Here is a 17,351-nt window from a genome sequence, read left to right on the forward strand (position 1 = left end):
GCCTGAACGATGACCGTGTTTCACCGAAACGAGAAGAAAGAGCCGCTGCCCGATAGCCTGAAGGGTGGTGTCGTGGCGATCGGAAACTTCGATGGCGTGCATCGCGGCCACCGCAGCGTGCTCGAACGCGCACTTGAGATCGCTGAACAGCGCGGTGTGCCCGCACTGGTTTTGACCTTCGAGCCGCATCCACGCACGCTGTTCAAGCCGGACCAGCCGGTTTTTCGGCTCACCCCTGCGCCGCTGAAGGCGCGACTTCTGGAGGCCATGGGCTTCCGCTCGGTCATCGAATATCCGTTCGATGCGGAATTTTCCAAGCGTTCCGCCGAGGAATTCGTGCAGTCTGTTCTGAGCGATTGGCTGCAGGCCAGTTCCGTGGTCACCGGCTTTGATTTCCATTTCGGCCGTGGCCGCGAGGGCGGTCCCGCATTTCTCATGGATGCGGGTCGACGCTACGGTTTCGATGTGTCGCTTGTTGATGCTTTCCGCGACGAAAATGCCGAGGTGGTTTCATCCAGCCGCATTCGGGACCTGCTGATTGCGGGCGATGTTGCCGAGGCTGCCGGACTTCTCGGCTATCGCTACACGGTGGAAGCCGAAGTGGTGCATGGCGAAAAACTGGGCCGCACCCTGGGCTATCCCACGGCCAATATGCGCATAGCACCCGAAGCTGGCCTGAAGCCGGGGATTTATGCCGTGCGCTTCCGTCGTGCAGACGGCACCATTCATGATGGTGTCGCGAGCTATGGCCGCCGCCCCACGGTGACGGATAACGGTGCGCCGCTGCTGGAAACCTTTGTGTTCGATTTTTCCGGCAGTCTGTACGGCGAAATCTGTGCCGTTTCCTTCTTCGGCTATCTGCGCCCGGAACTGAAATTCGATGGGCTCGATCCCCTGGTGGAGCAGATGAAGCGGGATGAGGAAGAGGCTCGCGCGCTGCTGGCTGGTGTCCAGCCGCTTGGTCCCGTAGATCGTGTCATTGCGTTTTGACTTGCCGCTCCTTCATTGAAACTCCTGTCAGGAAACCAGATCCATGGCCTCTACACCGCGCAGACCGGTCAACCCGATGGAGGCCGCCGAAGCCCTGTTCAAGCCCGCCAAGAAGCAGGCTGCACCTGCAGTTGAGCGCCGCTCTCCGCCCAAGGTGAAGGAAATGGTCTCGATCAAGCTCGACAGCGACGTGCTTGAGCATTTCCAGAATGATGGCCCCGGTTGGCAAGAGCGCATCAATGATGCTCTTCGCGCCGTGGTGGACGCACAGAAGGGTGAGTAGAATATCCCGGACGGCGCCCTCGCAAGCCCCTTTTCTTTATGGCGAAAAACCCCTAAAGAACCGGGCATCATGAAAGTTTTTGCTGCGGCCTCCTTGAAGCGAATTATCGGCCCGGCCTTTCCAGCCGCCTGAACGGTAGCGGAAAGGTCCGGGTTTTCCGTGCTGGTTCCAGCGCGACGTGCCGCCAGTTTCCTTATCCTGCGACCGACCGAGCGTCGCTTTTCCGATGGCTGATCCATGACCGACATCAAGACCGATACCGCAGACAAGCAAGATTATTCGTCCACCCTGTTCCTGCCCGAGACCGATTTCCCCATGCGCGCCGGCCTTCCCCAGAAGGAGCCGGAAATGGCGAAGAAGTGGAAGGACATGGGGCTTTACAAGCAACTTCGCGCCTCCGCCGCTGGCCGCGAGAAGTTCGTTCTTCATGACGGCCCTCCTTACGCCAACGGCAACATCCATATCGGCCATGCGCTGAACAAGGTGCTGAAGGACGTCATCACCCGCTCGTTCCAGATGCGCGGCTTCGATGCCAATTATGTTCCCGGCTGGGATTGCCACGGCCTGCCGATCGAGTGGAAGATCGAGGAAAAGTATCGCGAAAAGGGCAAGGACAAGAACGAAGTTCCGGTCAACGAATTTCGCCAGGAGTGCCGCGAGTTCGCGCAAGGCTGGATCAACATCCAGTCGGAAGAGTTCCGCCGTCTCGGCATTGAGGGTGATTTCGACAATCCCTACACGACCATGGCCTTCCACGCGGAAGCCCGCATCGCTGGCGAGCTCCTGAAGATCGCCATGAGCGGCCAGCTCTATCGCGGCTCCAAGCCCATCATGTGGTCGGTTGTCGAGCGCACGGCTCTGGCCGAAGCGGAAGTGGAATATGCCGAGGTCGAAAGCGACACGATCTGGGTGAAGTTTCCTGCCGTTGGTGCATCAGGCGATCTCGACGGTTCGTTCGTCGTCATCTGGACCACGACTCCTTGGACGATCCCGGGCAACCGCGCGATCTCCTATTCGTCACGCATCGAATACGGCCTTTACGAAGTCACTGCGGCTGCGAACGACTTCGGTCCTCGTCCAGGTGAAAAGCTCATCTTCGCCGACAAGCTTGCAGCGGATGCTTTTGCCAAGGCCAAGCTGGAGTTCAAGCGCGTTCGTCAGGTCTCGGCGCAGGAACTTGGCTCCATCACCTGCGCCCATCCGCTCGCACACCTTGGCTACACCTTCAAGGTGCCGCTGCTCGATGGCGATCACGTCACCGATGATGCAGGTACGGGCTTCGTGCACACCGCTCCGAGCCATGGTCGCGAAGACTTTGATGCCTGGATGGGGCATGGCAAGGCACTTGCCGAACGCGGCATCGACACGAAGATCCCGTTCCCGGTGGATGACGCCGGTTTCTACACGGAAGAAGCGCCCGGCTTTGGCCCTTCGGCTGAAGGCGGTGCTGCGCGTGTTATCGACGACAACGGCAAGAAGGGTGACGCCAACAAGCGTGTGATGGAGGCCCTGATCGCCGCCAACAACCTGTTTGCTCGTGGCCGTATCAAGCATGAATATCCGCATAGCTGGCGCTCCAAGAAGCCGGTGATCTTCCGCAACACGCCGCAATGGTTCGTCTATATGGACAAGGATTTGTCCGATGGCACCACGTTGCGCACGCGCGCCCTCTCGGCCATCGACCAGACGCGTTTCGTGCCTGCCGGTGGCCAGAACCGCCTGCGCGCCATGATCGAGCAGCGCCCGGATTGGGTGCTTTCCCGCCAGCGAGCCTGGGGCGTGCCGATCTGCGTCTTCGCCGATGCGGAAGGCAATGTCCTGAAGGATGAGAAGGTCAACGCGCGTATTCTCGAAGCCTTCGAGAAGGAAGGGGCAGATGCCTGGTTCGCGGAAGGCGCCAAGGAGCGTTTCTTAGGCTCCGAGCATGACGGCGACAAGTGGCAGATGGTCACCGACATCCTCGATGTCTGGTTCGATTCCGGCTCCACCCATACCTTCACCTTGGAAGATCGCCCGGATCTGAAGTGGCCGGCGGATGTCTATCTGGAAGGCTCCGACCAGCATCGCGGCTGGTTCCATTCCTCGCTGCTGGAAAGCTGCGCAACGCGTGGCCGCGCGCCCTACAATGCCGTCATTACCCATGGTTTCACCATGGCGGAAGATGGCCGCAAGATGTCGAAATCGCTCGGCAACACGGTGACGCCGCAGGATGTGATGAAGGAATCCGGCGCCGATATCCTGCGCCTCTGGGTCATGTCGACCGACTATGCCGAAGACCAGCGCCTCGGCAAGACGATCATCCAGACGAACATCGATGCCTATCGCAAGATCCGCAACACCATCCGCTGGATGTTGGGAACGCTGGCGCATGATCATGGCGATGAGATTGCCTATGCGGATCTGCCGGAACTCGAAAAGCTGATGCTGCATCGCCTCAGCGAGCTCGATCAGCTGGTGCGCAAGGGCTATGACGAGTTCGATTTCAAGCGCATCGTCCGCGCTCTGTCGGATTTCGCCAACGTCGAGCTGTCGGCCTTCTACTTCGATATCCGCAAGGATGCGCTTTATTGCGATGCGCCGTCTTCGGCTCGTCGTCGCGCGGCCCTTTTCGTCATCCGCAAGCTGTTCGATTGCCTCGTGCTGTGGTTTGCGCCGATGATGCCGTTCACCACGGAAGAGGCATGGCTGTCGCGTGATCCGTCCGCCACGTCCGTGCATCTCGAACAGTTCCCGGCAATTCCGTCGAACTGGGCAAACGAGACGGTTTCGGAAAAGTGGAAGCAGGTGCGCGCCGTTCGCCGTGCCGTGACAGGCGCTCTGGAAATCGAGCGCAAGGAAAAGCGCATCGGCTCTTCGCTGGAAGCCGCACCCGTCGTGCACGTGGCTGATCCGGAGCTTCTGAAGGCGCTGGAAGGTCTCGATTTCGCGGAAATCTGCATCACCTCGGATATTTCCGTGGTGGCAGGAGAAGGTCCGGCAGAGGCATTCCGTCTGGACGATGGCACCAAGGTTGCGGTCGAGCCGAAGCTTGCGGAAGGCGTCAAATGCGCCCGTTCGTGGAGGATCACCAAGGATGTCGGTTCCGATCCGGCATACCCGGATGTCTCGGCGCGCGATGCCGAGGCGCTGCGTGAACTGGCCGCATTGAAGTGAGTGAAGAATACCGGATGATTGCGCTTTGCCGCGTCATCCGGTAAGTCTGCCTGAAATTGGCCGGATTTTTCGGCCAATCGGGGTTTTGAGTGATCTCGCGCGCCAGGACGGGGCGCGTCTGGAAGGGTTGGTATGAAGACGTTGCAGGCAATTCGTGTAAGGCTCGGCCTACTCGCCGCGGCTGCGGCAGTGGTTGGTTTGTCCGGCTGCGTTTCGAGCCCGACCTATGGAACGAGCAAGACCGCCGGCGAGCAGTTGGTGGACGATCTGGGTTCCGCCATTTCGCTGGGTCCGGAAGACAAGCCAAGCACCAAGTACAATCCGCGTCCCGGTCTGGTGGTCAACAAGGCCCGCACAGATAACCTGCCGCAACCGCAGACCTCGCTTGCAAGCCGCGAAGCAAATCCGAACTGGGTCGAGTCTCCGGAAGAAACACGCGCACGTCTGCGTGACGAGGCGGAAGCCAACAAGAACAACCCGCATTATCGCTCGCCTCTGCTGGCTGGTGATGGCAAGGCCGGTACGATGACAGAGGCCCAGAAGTGGGAAGCCTTCCGTCAGGCCAAGGCCAATGCGGAAAGCCCGGGCATTGCGGGTCAGCGCCGCACGCTCACCGAGCCGCCGGTTCAGTATCGCGTGGCCGATAGCGCCAACCTGACCGATCTCGGCGAACCGGAACTGAAGAAAGAGCGTGAGCGCAAGAAGTCTGCCGCTGCCGCTTCTTCCAATTCGTCGTCCTGGTGGAACCCCTTCAAGTAAGGGGCTCCCGTCCCAGCGTCAGCCTTTGCCCGAAAATGCGCCATCTCGCTTGGCCTGGAAGAAATCCACCAGCAAGCGAGAAGTTGTCGTCTCTGCGAAGCCGGAATAGACATCCGGCGAATGGTGGCAGGTCGGCTGGTTGAAGAAGCGAACGCCGCTTTCCACCGCTCCCCCTTTGATATCTCTGGCGCCGTAATAGAGCCTGCGGATGCGCGCAAAGGAAATGGCCGCCGCACACATGGTGCAGGGTTCGAGCGTGACATAAAGATCTGCGCCGACCAGCCGCTCTTGTCCCAGGGCCTCGCAAGCCATCCGCAACGCCACGATTTCCGCATGCGCCGTGACATCGTTCCGCTCACGGGTGCGATTTCCGCCGCGTCCGACGATCTCGCCATCCAGCACCACAACCGCGCCGATCGGCACCTCATCGCGCTCTTTCGCCCGGATTGCCTCCTCGATCGCCGCATCCATGAAACGATTTGTCCCGCTCATGCGGCGATTCCCTCTTAACCCGGCGGGCCTGACCTGATAGGAACGGTCCCAACCTGCGTCGCGCCGGTTCAACCGAGATGCGACAAGACGTCATGACAGTCAACACACGCACTTAAGGTAGGACGCGATGTCCCACCCTCGCTTCAGGCAAACAACATATGAGCTTTAAAGACAAGCCGAAGCGCGAAGGAGGCAAGCCCTTCGATCGCGACAGGAAGAAACCAACCGCAGCCCGCAAATCCGATGATGGCGCGTTTTCCGCAAAGAAGGGCCCTCAGAAGCCCTTCCGCAAGCCAGCCGTCGATGCGTCGGCTGTGGCTGCTGCGACAGCGGACAAGCCGGAGCGCATTTCCAAGATCCTGGCGCGCGCAGGGATTGCCTCGCGCCGCGATGTCGAGCGCATGATCATGGAAGGCCGCGTCAGCCTCAACGGAACGGTGCTGGATACGCCTGTCGTGAACGCGACCCTGGCTGACAAGATCGAAGTGGACGGCCAGCCTATCCGCGGCATCGAGCGCACGCGCCTCTGGCTCTACCACAAGCCTGCCGGTCTGGTGACCACGAATTCCGATCCGGAAGGGCGTCCGACAGTCTTCGAAAACCTGCCGGAAGAACTGCCGCGCGTGATGTCGATCGGCCGTCTCGATATCAATACCGAGGGCCTTCTGCTGCTGACCAATGATGGCGGTCTGTCCCGCGTGCTGGAACTTCCCACCACAGGCTGGCTGCGCCGCTATCGCGTGCGCGCCCATGGCGAAGTCAGCCAGGAGCAACTGGACAAGCTGAAGGACGGCATTGCCGTCGATGGCGTCCTCTATGGTGCCATCGAAGCGACGCTTGATCGCACCCAGGGCCACAATGTGTGGATCACCATGGGTCTTCGTGAAGGCAAGAACCGCGAAATCAAGAACGTCCTGGGTGCTCTGGGGCTCGACGTCAACCGTCTGATCCGCATCTCCTACGGGCCGTTCCAACTGGGCGATCTGCCGGAAGGCCATGTGGTGGAAGCGCGCGGCCGCATGCTGCGCGATCAGCTTGGCCCACGTCTGATCGAAGAGGCCAAGGCCAATTTCGACGCGCCGATCTACAACAATCCGCCGCCGGACGAGGACAAGCCCGAGGTGAAGGCTCCCCGTGCCGAGAAGGCCTGGAGTGCTGGTGAAAAGCGTGCTGGTGAGAAGCGTACTGCTGAAAAGCCCGCTGGCAATCGCGATGATCGCGATGCACCGCGCGGCGAGCGTCGCGAGGGCGGCAGGTTTGGCGACAAGCCGAAGGGTCGCGGCGACGGCAAGTTTGCTGGCAAGGGCAAGCCTTCCGGCAAGTTCGATAGCCGGTCCGGGGGCCGCGACGATCGTTTCGAAGACGAGAAGCCCAAGAAGCGTGCGCCCATGGGCACATCCCGCACAGCTAACGTCTGGATGGCGCCCGGCGCTCGTCCCACCAAGGATGGAGGCGCTGGCAAGAGCTCGGCGCGCGCCGAGGCGGAACGCCTGTTCAACAAGCCGACCGAGGCTCCGCGTCGTCCCAACATCAACCGTGTCGAAGGTGACAGCGACTGGATCCGCGCCGAGGAAGCGCCGGCACAGCGTCGTTCTCGTGACGAGGATGGCGGCGGCTTCCGTGACCGCGGGGATCGCAGTGATCGTGGTGACCGTAGCGATCGCGGGCCACGCCAGGATCGCGGTGACCGCCCGTTCCGCTCAGAGCGTCCGGACCGTGGTGATCGTCCTGCGCGGGGAGAACGTCCCGAGCGTGGAGAACGCAGGGAAGGCGGAGACCGTTCATTCTCCGACCGTCCGCGGTCGAAGCCAACGTTCGGCAAGGATACCGGCGGCGAGCGCCCGACGCGCGGGGGCGGCGAACGCAAGTTCTCGCGTCCGCAGGGAGAACGCTCTGAAGGCCGTGGTCGTCCCTTTGGCGACAGGCCTGATCGTGGTGACCGTCCACAGCGCAGCGAGCGCGGAGATCGCGAAGGCGGACGCGGCGGGTTCGGCGGCAAGCCGGGCGGTCGCGCATCTGGCGAGCGCTCCTTTGGCGAAAGATCCGGTGGCGAAAGATCGGGCAAGCCAGCGGGCAAGAGCTTCGGTGGCAAGCCTGCCGGAAAATTCGGCGGCAAACCCGGTGGTGCGGGCAAGCCGGGTGGTCGTCCCGGTGGTTCCGGTAAGCCGGGCGGTCGTCCGGCTGGCGGGCGCGGTCCGGGTTCCGGTTCGCGCGGTGGCCCGAGGGGTGGTAAGGGTCCTCGCGGTCCGAGGGGCTAAGACGTGCGCATTGTCGGTGGTGAATTCCGTGGCCGAAGTCTCGCCACGCCAAAATCAAACGCGATCCGGCCGACCATCGACCGGACGCGGGAGAGCCTGTTCAACATCATCAGCCATGTCTACCCGGAGGCCGTGGATGGCAGCCGGGTTCTCGACCTGTTTGCCGGAACCGGCGCGGTGGGCCTGGAGGCTCTGTCGCGCGGCTGCCGCAGCGCACTGTTCGTCGAGAACGGCGTTGAGGGACGCGGTCTTCTCTGGGAAAACATCGAGCAGTTCGGCCTGCATGGCCGTGCTCGCATCTTGAGGCGGGATGCGACCAGTCTCGGCACCGTTGGAAACATCGAACCGTTTCATTTTGTCTTCGCAGATCCGCCCTACGGTCAGGGTCTCGGCGAGCAAGCGCTTCTTTCCGCCCATAAGGGTGGCTGGATTGCACCGGATGCGCTGGTGGTTCTGGAGGAAAGGGCGGATGTGACCGTGGCGTGCGATCTTGTTTTCCAGCCGCTGGAACAGAGGGTTTTTGGCGAAACCCGCATAGACTTTTTCCGCTACAAACCAGCCTGAAGGCAAAGCGCGATGACGACACGGATCTCCCCCGGCGCAGAGCATGTCGTCCCCTCAAATGGTGCTCCCCGCGTGGCCGTTGCCTTTGGCGGTGGCGGCGCGCGTGGCATTGCCCATATTGCCGTCATCGAGGCGCTTGATGAAATGGGCATTCGCCCAATCGCGATTGCAGGTTCGTCGATCGGTGCAATCTTTGGCACCGGCATGGCGGCAGGAATGAGCGGCGCCGAGATCCGCGACTACACGCTGGAAACGGTCGGCAACCGCAACGCTGTTTTCAACCGCCTCTGGTCGCTCGGTCCCGCCAGCATGCGCGATGGCATCGGCGGCTTCCGCCTCGGGCACTTCAACCTCGAGCGCATTCTGGAGGCCTTCCTGTCTCCGGCAATTCCGCAGAGCTTCAGTGCTCTGTCCATCCCGATGAAGATCGCCGTCACCGATTATTACGGCCAAACGGAAGCCATTCTGGAAACCGGCGATTTGCGATTGGCCATAGCGGCCTCTGCGGCAATTCCCGGGCTTTTCATGCCGGTGCGGATCAATGGCCGCATCATGGTGGATGGCGGTATCTTCAACCCCATCCCCTGGGAGCACCTGATGGAGGACTGCGACATCGTCATCGGTGTCGATGTCGTCGGCGCGCCGGAAGGCGATGGAACCCATCCGCCCAGCCGTTTTGATAGCATGTTCGGCGCCAGCCAGTTGATGATGCAGTCAGCCATCTCGCTGAAGATGAAGCTGCATCCGCCCCACATTTTCCTGCGCCCCTCGGTCAACCGGTTCCGTGTGCTGGATTTCCTGAAAGCACGGGAGATTCTCGAGGAGTCCCAGCCCGTCAAGGATGAGTTGAAGCGCTCCTTCGAGAAGTTGATGGAAGGCCGGGACCGCGACTGATACCAAATGTCGATGATATGAACCGATTGCGTGGGACCGGAGACCTTCATCCGAGGAGGAGCATACCGGAGAGCGATGCGCCTGCATCGGTCGAGGATTGCGACAAAGTCGGTGGAGGAAATCCGGCCCATCCAGAGGACCGGGCGATTTTGGTCTTCGGACGTCGTCGAAAATCCGCGCCGGACCTTCGGGTCCGACTGTGGTTTTCTTCTCGCCGCAAACCAAAATCGCTCCGGCGCAATCGGTCCCTATCATCGACATTTGGTATGAGATAGCCGCGCGGCTCAGGCTTGTCCCGCGGAATCGGCTTCGTGTGCCACCGGCTGCCTCTTCGGCTTGGTCAGAGGCTCCGGGCGAACCGGGCGCGTGTGGAGCATGTGCAGACCGGCGGTCAGTCCCTCGGCTGCCTGTATCTGCAGGCGTTCCTCGTCCCGCCGACGGATATCGGCGCCGATCTCGGCGGCTTCCGTTTCCGTCTTTCCAAGCGCCTCCAGCGTTTTCTGGCCGAAGAGCAGGCCGGATTCCAGCGTTTCGCGGATCTCGTAATCCACCTCGCGTGCCCGCAACGAGATCGTGTGAATACGATCATAGGAGCGTACGAACAGTTTCACCTCTGGAAACTCGGACCGGATGAGATCCACGATCCTGTCGGTGATATCGCGGCGATGCGTACAGATCGCAACGATCTTCGCCCGCTCGATACCCGCCGCCAGGAGAACCTCCTTGCGGGCGCCATCTCCAAAGTAGATGCGAAAACCGAAAGAGCTCGCCTGTCGGATGCGGTCCGGAGAATCGTCGATCACGGTCACGTCGCGGCCCCCGGCGAGCAGGATCTGCGCGGCGATCTGGCCGAAGCGCGAAAAGCCGATCATTAGCACATCCGCACCCGCACCTTCGAAATCCTCTTCTATTTCTTCTCGCTTCTGCTCTCCGGTGAAATAGCGCCGCGCAAGTGCTGAGCCGAGTGGTGTCAACGCCATGGAAAGCGTCACGCTGGCAATCAGCAGCGAGGATGCACCAGCCGTCAGAAGACCGGCGGAGACCGCCGTGGTGAACAGCACGAAGCCGAATTCACCGCCCTGCGGCAAAAGTGCTGCGATGCTGGCCGCATCCTCCTTAGTCGAACCCCAGAGGCGGCAGAGCACGTAGATTACCAATCCCTTGGCGATCATGAACAATGGCACGCCGGCCACGATCAGAAGCAGGTTCGACAGGATGGCGTTGAGATCAAGGGAGAGGCCCACTGCCATGAAGAACATGGCGAGCAGCAGGCCGCGAAAGGGCTCGATATCCGCTTCCAGCTCGTGGCGATAGGAGGATTCAGCCAGCATGATGCCCGCAAGAAAGGCGCCCATGGCCATGGAGAGGCCAACGAGTTGCATCAGCACGGCAGACCCCAGCACCACCAGAAGTGCCGCGGCAAGCATCACTTCGCGGGCGCCCGTCCGGGCAATCACCTGAAACATCGGCGTCAGCAGATAGCGACCTGCAACCACCATGGCTGCGACGGCGAGAATGGCGCGACCTGAATCGACAAGGATAGTCGATGTGCTGGCCTCCGGTCCCGAACCCAGAATGGTCACAAGCGCCAGAAGCGGCACGATGGCGAGATCCTGGAAAAGCAGGATAGAAAAGGCGCGACGTCCATAAAGCGCGTTGGCTTCGCCATTGTCTGCAAGGATCTGCAGGGCAAAGGCCGTGGAGGAAAGCGCAAGGCCAAAGCCTGCAATCACGCTTCCCTGCCAACTGGCAATATTGGCGAGATAGGCGAGACCTGAAAGAAGCAATCCGGAGAACAGAACCTGCGCGGTTCCGAGAACGAAGATATCGCCGCGCATCTGCCACAGGCGGGAGGGCTTCAGTTCAAGGCCGATGATGAAGAGAAGGAACACGACACCGAGTTCTGAAACATGCAGCACCTCTTCCGGATCGGAGATCAGCCGCAGGATCGGCCCGATGACGATACCGGCTGCGAGGTAGCCCAGAACGGTCCCGAGACCCAGTTTCTTGAAGATCGGCGCGGCCAGAATGGCGCCACCCAGCAGAAGCAGGGTTTCGTTGAACAGTGGATCGGGTGTCACCATGGAGCCTCTCGTCCGGATTGGGGGCTGACAAGAATCGCTTGCCGCACTTGATGCTTTGTTTAGTGCACAATACATGGTTCGTGAACGAAGGGTTTAAGCGAATGACATCCGAAATTGATTCCTCTGCCCTGGTGACCCGCGCCAGCGAACTTATCGATCTCGCCATGAAGGCCGGAGCCGACCAGGCCGATGCGGTCGTGGTACGCTCGCGCTCGCGCTCCGTCAGCGTGCGGCTGGGCAAGGTAGAAAATACGCAGAGCGCGGAAAGCGATGATTTTTCGCTGCGGGTCTTTGTCGGCCAGCGCGTGGCAAGTGTATCTGCCAATCCCGGTTTCGATCTCAAGGCATTGGCAGAACGGGCCGTTGCCATGGCCAAGGTCTCGCCGGAAGATCGGTTCGCCTGCCAGGCCGATGAAAAGGACCTGGCGCACAGCTATCCCGATCTCGATCTCTTCGATCCGACCGAAGTTTCGACCGATACGCTGACCGATGCAGCACTGGCAGCCGAAGAGGCGGCCTTAGCTGTCGGCGGTGTGACCAATTCCTCCGGCGCAGGCGCATCCGCCGGTGCTGGCGGTCTCGTGCTGGTTACGTCGCACGGGTTTTCTGGCAGCTACATGGCAAGCCGTTTCGGTTGTTCCGTCAGCGTGATCGCGGGCGAGGGCACGAAGATGGAGCGTGACTACGACTACGACAGCCGCCTCTACTTTGCTGAGCTGGACGATGCGCGTGACATCGGAAGACGGGCAGGCGAGCGCGTGGTAAAGCGCATCAATCCACGACAGGTACCCACGGCGAGCAACGTTACCGTTGTGTTCGATCCCCGCATTGCGCGGGGCTTCGTCGGTCATATTGCCGGTGCCATCAACGGCGCATCCGTGGCGCGCAAGACAAGCTTCCTGCGCGATCGCATGGGGCAACAGGTTTTGAAATCAGGCCTCAACATCACCGATGATCCGCTGATCGTGCGCGGCTCTTCCTCGCGCCCCTTCGATGGCGAAGGCGTCAAGGGTGAGCCCATGGTGATGATCGAGGACGGGGTGCTGAACCACTGGTTCCTGTCCACGTCCACGGGCCGGGAACTGGGACTGCCCACCAACGGTCGCGGCGTCCGGGGCGGCACGAGCGTCAATCCTGCATCCACTAATCTGGCCCTTGAGCCGGGTGACATCTCGCCGCAGGATCTGATCCGCAGCATTGGTAACGGCTTCTATGTCACCGAACTCATCGGTCACGGCGTCAACATGATCACGGGCGAATATTCCCGGGGCGCAACCGGCTTCTGGATCGAGAACGGCGAAATCACCTATCCGGTCTCCGAGGTGACGATTGCGTCCAACCTGAAGGATATGTTCATGCGGGTCACGCCAGCCAACGATATTGATCGAAGCTTCGGCACGGCTGCTCCTACCATCGCGATTGAAGGCATGACGCTTGCCGGACGCTGAAAACCCCAGAACAGACTGGAGCGATGATCTCGCGCTGATCCGCCGTGCAGCGCGAGAGGCGGGTGAAGTTGCCTTCGCTTTCTTCGGCCAGTCGCCAGAAGTCTGGTGGAAGACGGAGGGCGGACGATCCCCCGTGAGCGCGGCGGATTTCGCGGCAAACGACCGGCTTCAGGACATCCTGTTGAAGGCGCGCCCGAATTATGGCTGGCTTTCGGAAGAGACGGATGACGACGAGGCCCGTCTTGACGCCGAAACCCTTTTTGTCATCGATCCGATCGATGGAACCCGCGCCTTCATCAATGGCGAGAAGACCTGGTGCGTCAGCGTGGCCGTTGTCCATCGTGGAGAGCCTGTTGCCGGAGTCCTGTTTGCGCCGGCCCTTGGTGAGGAACTGTACGCGGCCATCGGTCTGCCTGCGGTGAAGGATGGCGTTTCAATAGAAGTCTCAAAGCCACGCGAGGGAGAGCTTCGGCAGATTGCGCTTCCGGAGGATATGCTGGCCCGCTTTCCGGACGATGTTCGAAGCACGCTCAAGCGCATTCGTCACGTACCCTCACTTGCCTATCGCATCGCCATGATTGCGGATGGCCGCATTGACGGCACGGTGGTAAAGCGGAATTCTCACGATTGGGATCTTGCAGCGGCAGACATAATCCTGCATCAGGCGGGCGGGCGTCTGGTCGATCTCGCAGGTAACCGCCTCGTTTACAACCGCAAGCGCGTCACTCACGAAGAGTTATGTGCAGGTGCCGAACATGTTCTGGAAAGCCTTGTCCTCGGTCTGCGATCCTGTTGACCTTTTTTGTGGAATGCCGCAGGAGAATAGGACGAGGGAGATTAAAGGATTAAGCTAATATGACCGATAGCGACGGCAAAAAGCAACTTCTTCACCTGGTTTTTGGCGGAGAGCTGGAAAGCCTCCAGAGTGTTCAGTTCAAGGATTTGAACGGGCTCGACATCGTCGGCATCTTTCCAGACTATGCGAGTGCCCTGCAGGCTTGGAAGGCCAAGGCTCAGGCGACCGTTGATAACGCGCAGATGCGTTACTTCATCGTGCACATGCACCGCCTTCTGGATCCACAATCCAACGACTGACGCAACCACGCCACTGGGTGCCGTTTTCGGCGCGTTTTTGACGTATTTTGACAGCATACGATTGCGGCATTCGGTTGGGGAGCGATTAAGTCGATGGTCTTGATGAGCGGATGGGGCAAGTGAGGAGCGGCATGGCGCAAGCAGCCCTTTTGGCGTACCGGCTGGCCGGAATCTGCGCCTATCCCCTCGCTGTCCCCTATCTTTCCTATCGCGCTTTCAAGGGCAAGGAAGACAGGGCCCGTCGGCTGGAGCGGTTCGGTCATCCCAGCCAGCCAAGGCCGCGCGGGCCTCTGGTCTGGGTGCATGCGGCAAGTGTCGGTGAAACCAATGCCGTCATTCCGCTGATCAAGGAACTGATGCGGCGCGAGATCCATGTTCTCCTGACCACCGGCACCGTCACATCCGCCTCGCTCGTGGAAACGCGTCTGGCAGGCGAGGTCATCCATCAATACGTTCCGCTCGATCTGAAATTTTCGGTCAAGCGCTTCATTGCCTATTGGCATCCGGACGCGGCCATTACGGCAGAGTCCGAAATCTGGCCGACAACGGTGGCAGAGCTCGCGCGCCGCAACATTCCGCAGATCCGGGTGAATGCGCGTATTTCCGACCGCTCCTTCGACCGCTGGAAGAACCATCTCTCCATTTCCGAGCTATTGTTCGGCAAACTCGCGCTTGTAGTGGCGCGTTCGGATGTCGATGCGGAACGCTTCAAGGATCTGGGCGCCTGGCCGGTGGTGATATCCGGCAACCTGAAGGGAGATAGCGATCCGCCGCCCTGTGACGAAGCCGTAGTTGCGCGTTACCGTGCCCAGATCGGCGATCGCCAGACCTGGGCGGCCATCTGCACTTTCGCAGGCGAGGAAGAGGGCGCTGCCTTCGTTCACCGCGCACTCAAGCCTCGGAACCAGCAATTGACGATCATCGTCCCGCGCCATCCCGAGCGCGGGGACGAGGTCGAGGCCATGCTGGTGGAAAAGGGGCTCGTCGTGGCGCGTCGTTCGCGCGGTGACGAAATCACACTGGAAACGGATATCTTCCTCGGCGATACGATCGGCGAGATGGGGCTTTATCTGCGGCTGACGGAGATTTCTTTCGTCGGTCGCTCGTTGACGGCGGAAGGCGGGCAGAACCCGATGGAGTCCGCGATGCTGGGCTGTGCGGTGCTTTCCGGCCCCAATGTGCAGAATTTCCGCGAGACCTATCAGCACATCGTTAAGCGCGGCGGTGCGCGGATGGTGCGTGATATCGAAATGCTGGCCAAGGCCGTTCATTATCTGATGACGAACGAGCAGGCGCGCTACAAGATGATCGACAGCGGCCACGAGGCAATCCAGGATATGCGGGGCGCCCTGTCCACAACGATCAAGGCGCTCGAACCCTACATCAACCCGCTGACGGTAACGGCCCGTCTGCGTCCTGCCGGTGCAGGTGGCTGATGGCAGACGCTGCGGACCTCTCCCACATCAAGGGCCTCCTGTTCGACAAGGATGGAACCCTCATTCGCTATGACGAAAGCTGGGGACCGGTGAACCGTGAGGCCGCGCGTATTGCAGCGGCTGGCGGTGGCGTGGAACTGGAGGAACGCCTGATGAACGCCTGCGGCATGGATCCGGCAACGGGCAAGACCCGGCCAGACAGCCTGTTTGCGGCGGGGACTGCTGCCGAGATTGCGGCTGGTTTCGTCACGGCTGGATCGCCTCTTGCTGTTGGTCCTCTGACGAATGAACTGGACGACCTCTTTGTCCGCGCATCCGATTTTTCAGTGCCGGTGACGGATCTCGGCGGCTATTTCGGACGCCTGAAGGCGCGCGGCTTCAAGCTTGGCGTCGCCTCCAGCGATAACGAGCGATCGATCCGCGAGACGGCCCGGCGGTTCGGCTTCATCGAGCATCTCGATTTCATTGCGGGCTATGACAGCGGCCATGGATGCAAGCCGGAACCCGGCATGGTGCTTGGCTTCTGCCAGGCCGTGGGTCTTGATCCTTCGCAGGTCGCGATGGTGGGCGACAACAATCACGATTTGCACATGGGGGCGGCAGCCGGTGCCGGCTTGAAGGTTGCCGTGCTGACGGGAACCGGCTCGCCCGCAACGCTGGAAGCCATGGCCGATCATGTGCTGGGCGATATCAAGGGCCTCGAAACACTGTTGCCGCAGGCCCAGACAGCATGATGATCCGATCCTTCGCATCGGATCGGAGGAGGGGTTAGATGGTTTCGGAAGCACCGCCATTCTGGTGGACGAAAGCCGATTGGCGTGCCTGGAGCCTGAGCCCCGTTTCCTATCTTTATGGCCGCATCGCCGGTCGCCGGATGGCCCGCATGGATCGCCCGTCTGTTCCGATACCTATTCTGTGTGTCGGCAATTTTACCGTGGGCGGAGCCGGCAAGACGCCAACGGCAATGGCCATGGCGAAAGCCGCCGTCGGTAAGGGTCTGACGCCGGGCTTTTTGAGCCGTGGCTATGGCGGTTCGCTCGATGTCACCACGCTCGTCGACCTGCATCACCACCGTGCCGACGCCGTGGGTGACGAACCGCTGCTTCTGGCGCGGGAAGCGAAGACGGTGATTTCACGCAGACGCTTCGAAGGTGCAGAGCGTCTGGTTGCCGAAGGCTGCGATTTCATTATCATGGACGATGGCTTCCAGAGCGCCCGGCTAACGATTGATTTCGCACTGGTGGTTGTGGATTCTGTGCGTGGGATCGGGAATGGTCATCTGGTTCCGGGTGGCCCGGTGCGGGCACCGATCGATCTGCAATTGCGGCAGATGTCATCCATGCTCAAAGTCGGCAATGGTCCGGCAGCAGATGCTCTTGTGCGCCGCGCCGCGCGAGCTGGTCGCCCGGTTCAGGTTGCCAATCTCGTGCCCATGGAAAATTCCGATCTTAAAGGCAAACGGGTCTTCGCCTTTGCGGGCATTGCAGATCCGGCAAAGTTCTACCGGACAGTGTCAGCTGTGGGTGCGGAACCGGTTGCGACGCGCTCCTTCCCCGATCACCATTATTTTGCCGAGGATGAGATCCGGGATCTGTTGGCGGATGCGCAAAAGCAGGATCTGCAACTGGTGACGACGGCGAAGGACCGCGCCCGTCTGATCGGACATCATGGGGCAGCAGAAGAACTGCTGCAGCAACTGGCTGTCGTGGATGTGGAGATGGTGTTCGATGATCCGCACGCGCCAGCGAAGATGATCGATCAGGCAATCCTCAATTGCCGCAATCGCCTGCTTAGCGCACGTAGAGCGTTTCAGGGCTAAATGGAATCGTTCTGCCGTGCTCGGTTTCAGTCAGGATCAAGGCTTTTGGCGAAGGGCATACCCGCAAGGTACGATC

The 17,351-nt window shown here is 60.8% G+C and carries 15 protein-coding genes; 13 read left to right on the top strand and 2 right to left on the bottom strand.

All coding sequences use genetic code 11. From position 1 onward, the window contains the following. Nucleotides 1-9 precede the first annotated feature (9 nt). From MUU53_RS01230 to MUU53_RS01245, 4 genes are all read left to right on the top strand, one after another. On the top strand, nucleotides 10-990 hold the full coding sequence (locus tag MUU53_RS01230; RefSeq protein WP_247259221.1) for a bifunctional riboflavin kinase/FAD synthetase: 981 nt from the start codon (nucleotides 10-12) through the stop codon (nucleotides 988-990). A gap of 43 nt (nucleotides 991-1,033) precedes the next feature. Continuing rightward, nucleotides 1,034-1,273 carry a BrnA antitoxin family protein gene (locus MUU53_RS01235; protein WP_062553118.1) on the top strand — a complete coding sequence of 80 codons (240 nt, stop codon included), beginning with the start codon at nucleotides 1,034-1,036 and terminating at the stop codon, nucleotides 1,271-1,273. 237 nt (nucleotides 1,274-1,510) lie between these two features. After that, the gene (gene ileS / locus MUU53_RS01240) at nucleotides 1,511-4,426 is read left to right on the top strand and encodes an isoleucine--tRNA ligase (RefSeq protein WP_247259222.1); all 2,916 of its coding nucleotides are present in this window, start codon (nucleotides 1,511-1,513) and stop codon (nucleotides 4,424-4,426) included. A gap of 132 nt (nucleotides 4,427-4,558) precedes the next feature. Then, nucleotides 4,559-5,185 carry a hypothetical protein gene (locus MUU53_RS01245; RefSeq protein WP_062553116.1) on the top strand — a complete coding sequence of 209 codons (627 nt, stop codon included), beginning with the start codon at nucleotides 4,559-4,561 and terminating at the stop codon, nucleotides 5,183-5,185. An 18-nt stretch (nucleotides 5,186-5,203) separates the two neighbouring features. Here the strand turns inward: MUU53_RS01245 and MUU53_RS01250 are convergent, their stop codons facing one another. Beyond that, a complete protein-coding gene (locus MUU53_RS01250) occupies nucleotides 5,204-5,677 on the bottom strand; it encodes a nucleoside deaminase (RefSeq protein ID WP_062553115.1) in 474 nt (157 codons plus the stop codon). Nucleotides 5,678-5,835: 158 nt separating this feature from the next. Between MUU53_RS01250 and MUU53_RS01255 the strand changes: the two genes are divergently transcribed. The 3 genes from MUU53_RS01255 to MUU53_RS01265 are packed head-to-tail and all read left to right on the top strand — an operon-like array spanning nucleotide 5,836 to nucleotide 9,393. Further along, nucleotides 5,836-7,935 carry a pseudouridine synthase gene (locus tag MUU53_RS01255; RefSeq protein ID WP_247259223.1) on the top strand — a complete coding sequence of 700 codons (2,100 nt, stop codon included), beginning with the start codon at nucleotides 5,836-5,838 and terminating at the stop codon, nucleotides 7,933-7,935. Nucleotides 7,936-7,938: 3 nt separating this feature from the next. Continuing rightward, nucleotides 7,939-8,499 (top strand): 16S rRNA (guanine(966)-N(2))-methyltransferase RsmD, encoded by a 561-nt coding sequence (gene rsmD, locus MUU53_RS01260; RefSeq protein WP_247259224.1) that lies wholly within the window; start codon nucleotides 7,939-7,941, stop codon nucleotides 8,497-8,499. Between the two features lie 12 nt (nucleotides 8,500-8,511). Then, a complete protein-coding gene (locus tag MUU53_RS01265; RefSeq protein ID WP_247259225.1) occupies nucleotides 8,512-9,393 on the top strand; it encodes a patatin-like phospholipase family protein in 882 nt (293 codons plus the stop codon). Nucleotides 9,394-9,677: 284 nt separating this feature from the next. Here the strand turns inward: MUU53_RS01265 and MUU53_RS01270 are convergent, their stop codons facing one another. Then, nucleotides 9,678-11,477 (bottom strand): monovalent cation:proton antiporter-2 (CPA2) family protein, encoded by a 1,800-nt coding sequence (locus MUU53_RS01270; protein ID WP_247259226.1) that lies wholly within the window; start codon nucleotides 11,475-11,477, stop codon nucleotides 9,678-9,680. 101 nt (nucleotides 11,478-11,578) lie between these two features. Here MUU53_RS01270 and MUU53_RS01275 point away from each other — a divergent pair, with 101 nt between their 5' ends. From MUU53_RS01275 to lpxK, 6 genes are all read left to right on the top strand, one after another. After that, nucleotides 11,579-12,925, top strand: coding sequence for a TldD/PmbA family protein (locus MUU53_RS01275; protein ID WP_247259227.1), 1,347 nt, complete (start codon nucleotides 11,579-11,581; stop codon nucleotides 12,923-12,925). Then, complete coding sequence (locus MUU53_RS01280; protein WP_247259228.1) at nucleotides 12,912-13,721, top strand: 3'(2'),5'-bisphosphate nucleotidase CysQ; 810 nt, start codon at nucleotides 12,912-12,914, stop codon at nucleotides 13,719-13,721. Before MUU53_RS01275 ends, MUU53_RS01280 begins: the two co-directional genes overlap by 14 nt. Before the next feature lie 59 nt (nucleotides 13,722-13,780). Beyond that, on the top strand, nucleotides 13,781-14,020 hold the full coding sequence (locus MUU53_RS01285; protein ID WP_247259229.1) for a DUF4170 domain-containing protein: 240 nt from the start codon (nucleotides 13,781-13,783) through the stop codon (nucleotides 14,018-14,020). A gap of 119 nt (nucleotides 14,021-14,139) precedes the next feature. After that, on the top strand, nucleotides 14,140-15,456 hold the full coding sequence (gene waaA / locus MUU53_RS01290) for a lipid IV(A) 3-deoxy-D-manno-octulosonic acid transferase (RefSeq protein WP_247259255.1): 1,317 nt from the start codon (nucleotides 14,140-14,142) through the stop codon (nucleotides 15,454-15,456). Beyond that, nucleotides 15,456-16,190 carry an HAD family hydrolase gene (locus MUU53_RS01295; protein WP_247259230.1) on the top strand — a complete coding sequence of 245 codons (735 nt, stop codon included), beginning with the start codon at nucleotides 15,456-15,458 and terminating at the stop codon, nucleotides 16,188-16,190. Before waaA ends, MUU53_RS01295 begins: the two co-directional genes overlap by 1 nt. A gap of 38 nt (nucleotides 16,191-16,228) precedes the next feature. Next, on the top strand, nucleotides 16,229-17,275 hold the full coding sequence (gene lpxK / locus MUU53_RS01300) for a tetraacyldisaccharide 4'-kinase (RefSeq protein ID WP_247259231.1): 1,047 nt from the start codon (nucleotides 16,229-16,231) through the stop codon (nucleotides 17,273-17,275). The last annotated feature ends 76 nt before the right edge of the window (nucleotides 17,276-17,351 follow it).

This window comes from Affinirhizobium lemnae (assembly GCF_022968395.1).
In the GTDB taxonomy this organism is placed as follows: Bacteria; Pseudomonadota; Alphaproteobacteria; order Rhizobiales; family Rhizobiaceae; genus Neorhizobium; species Neorhizobium lemnae.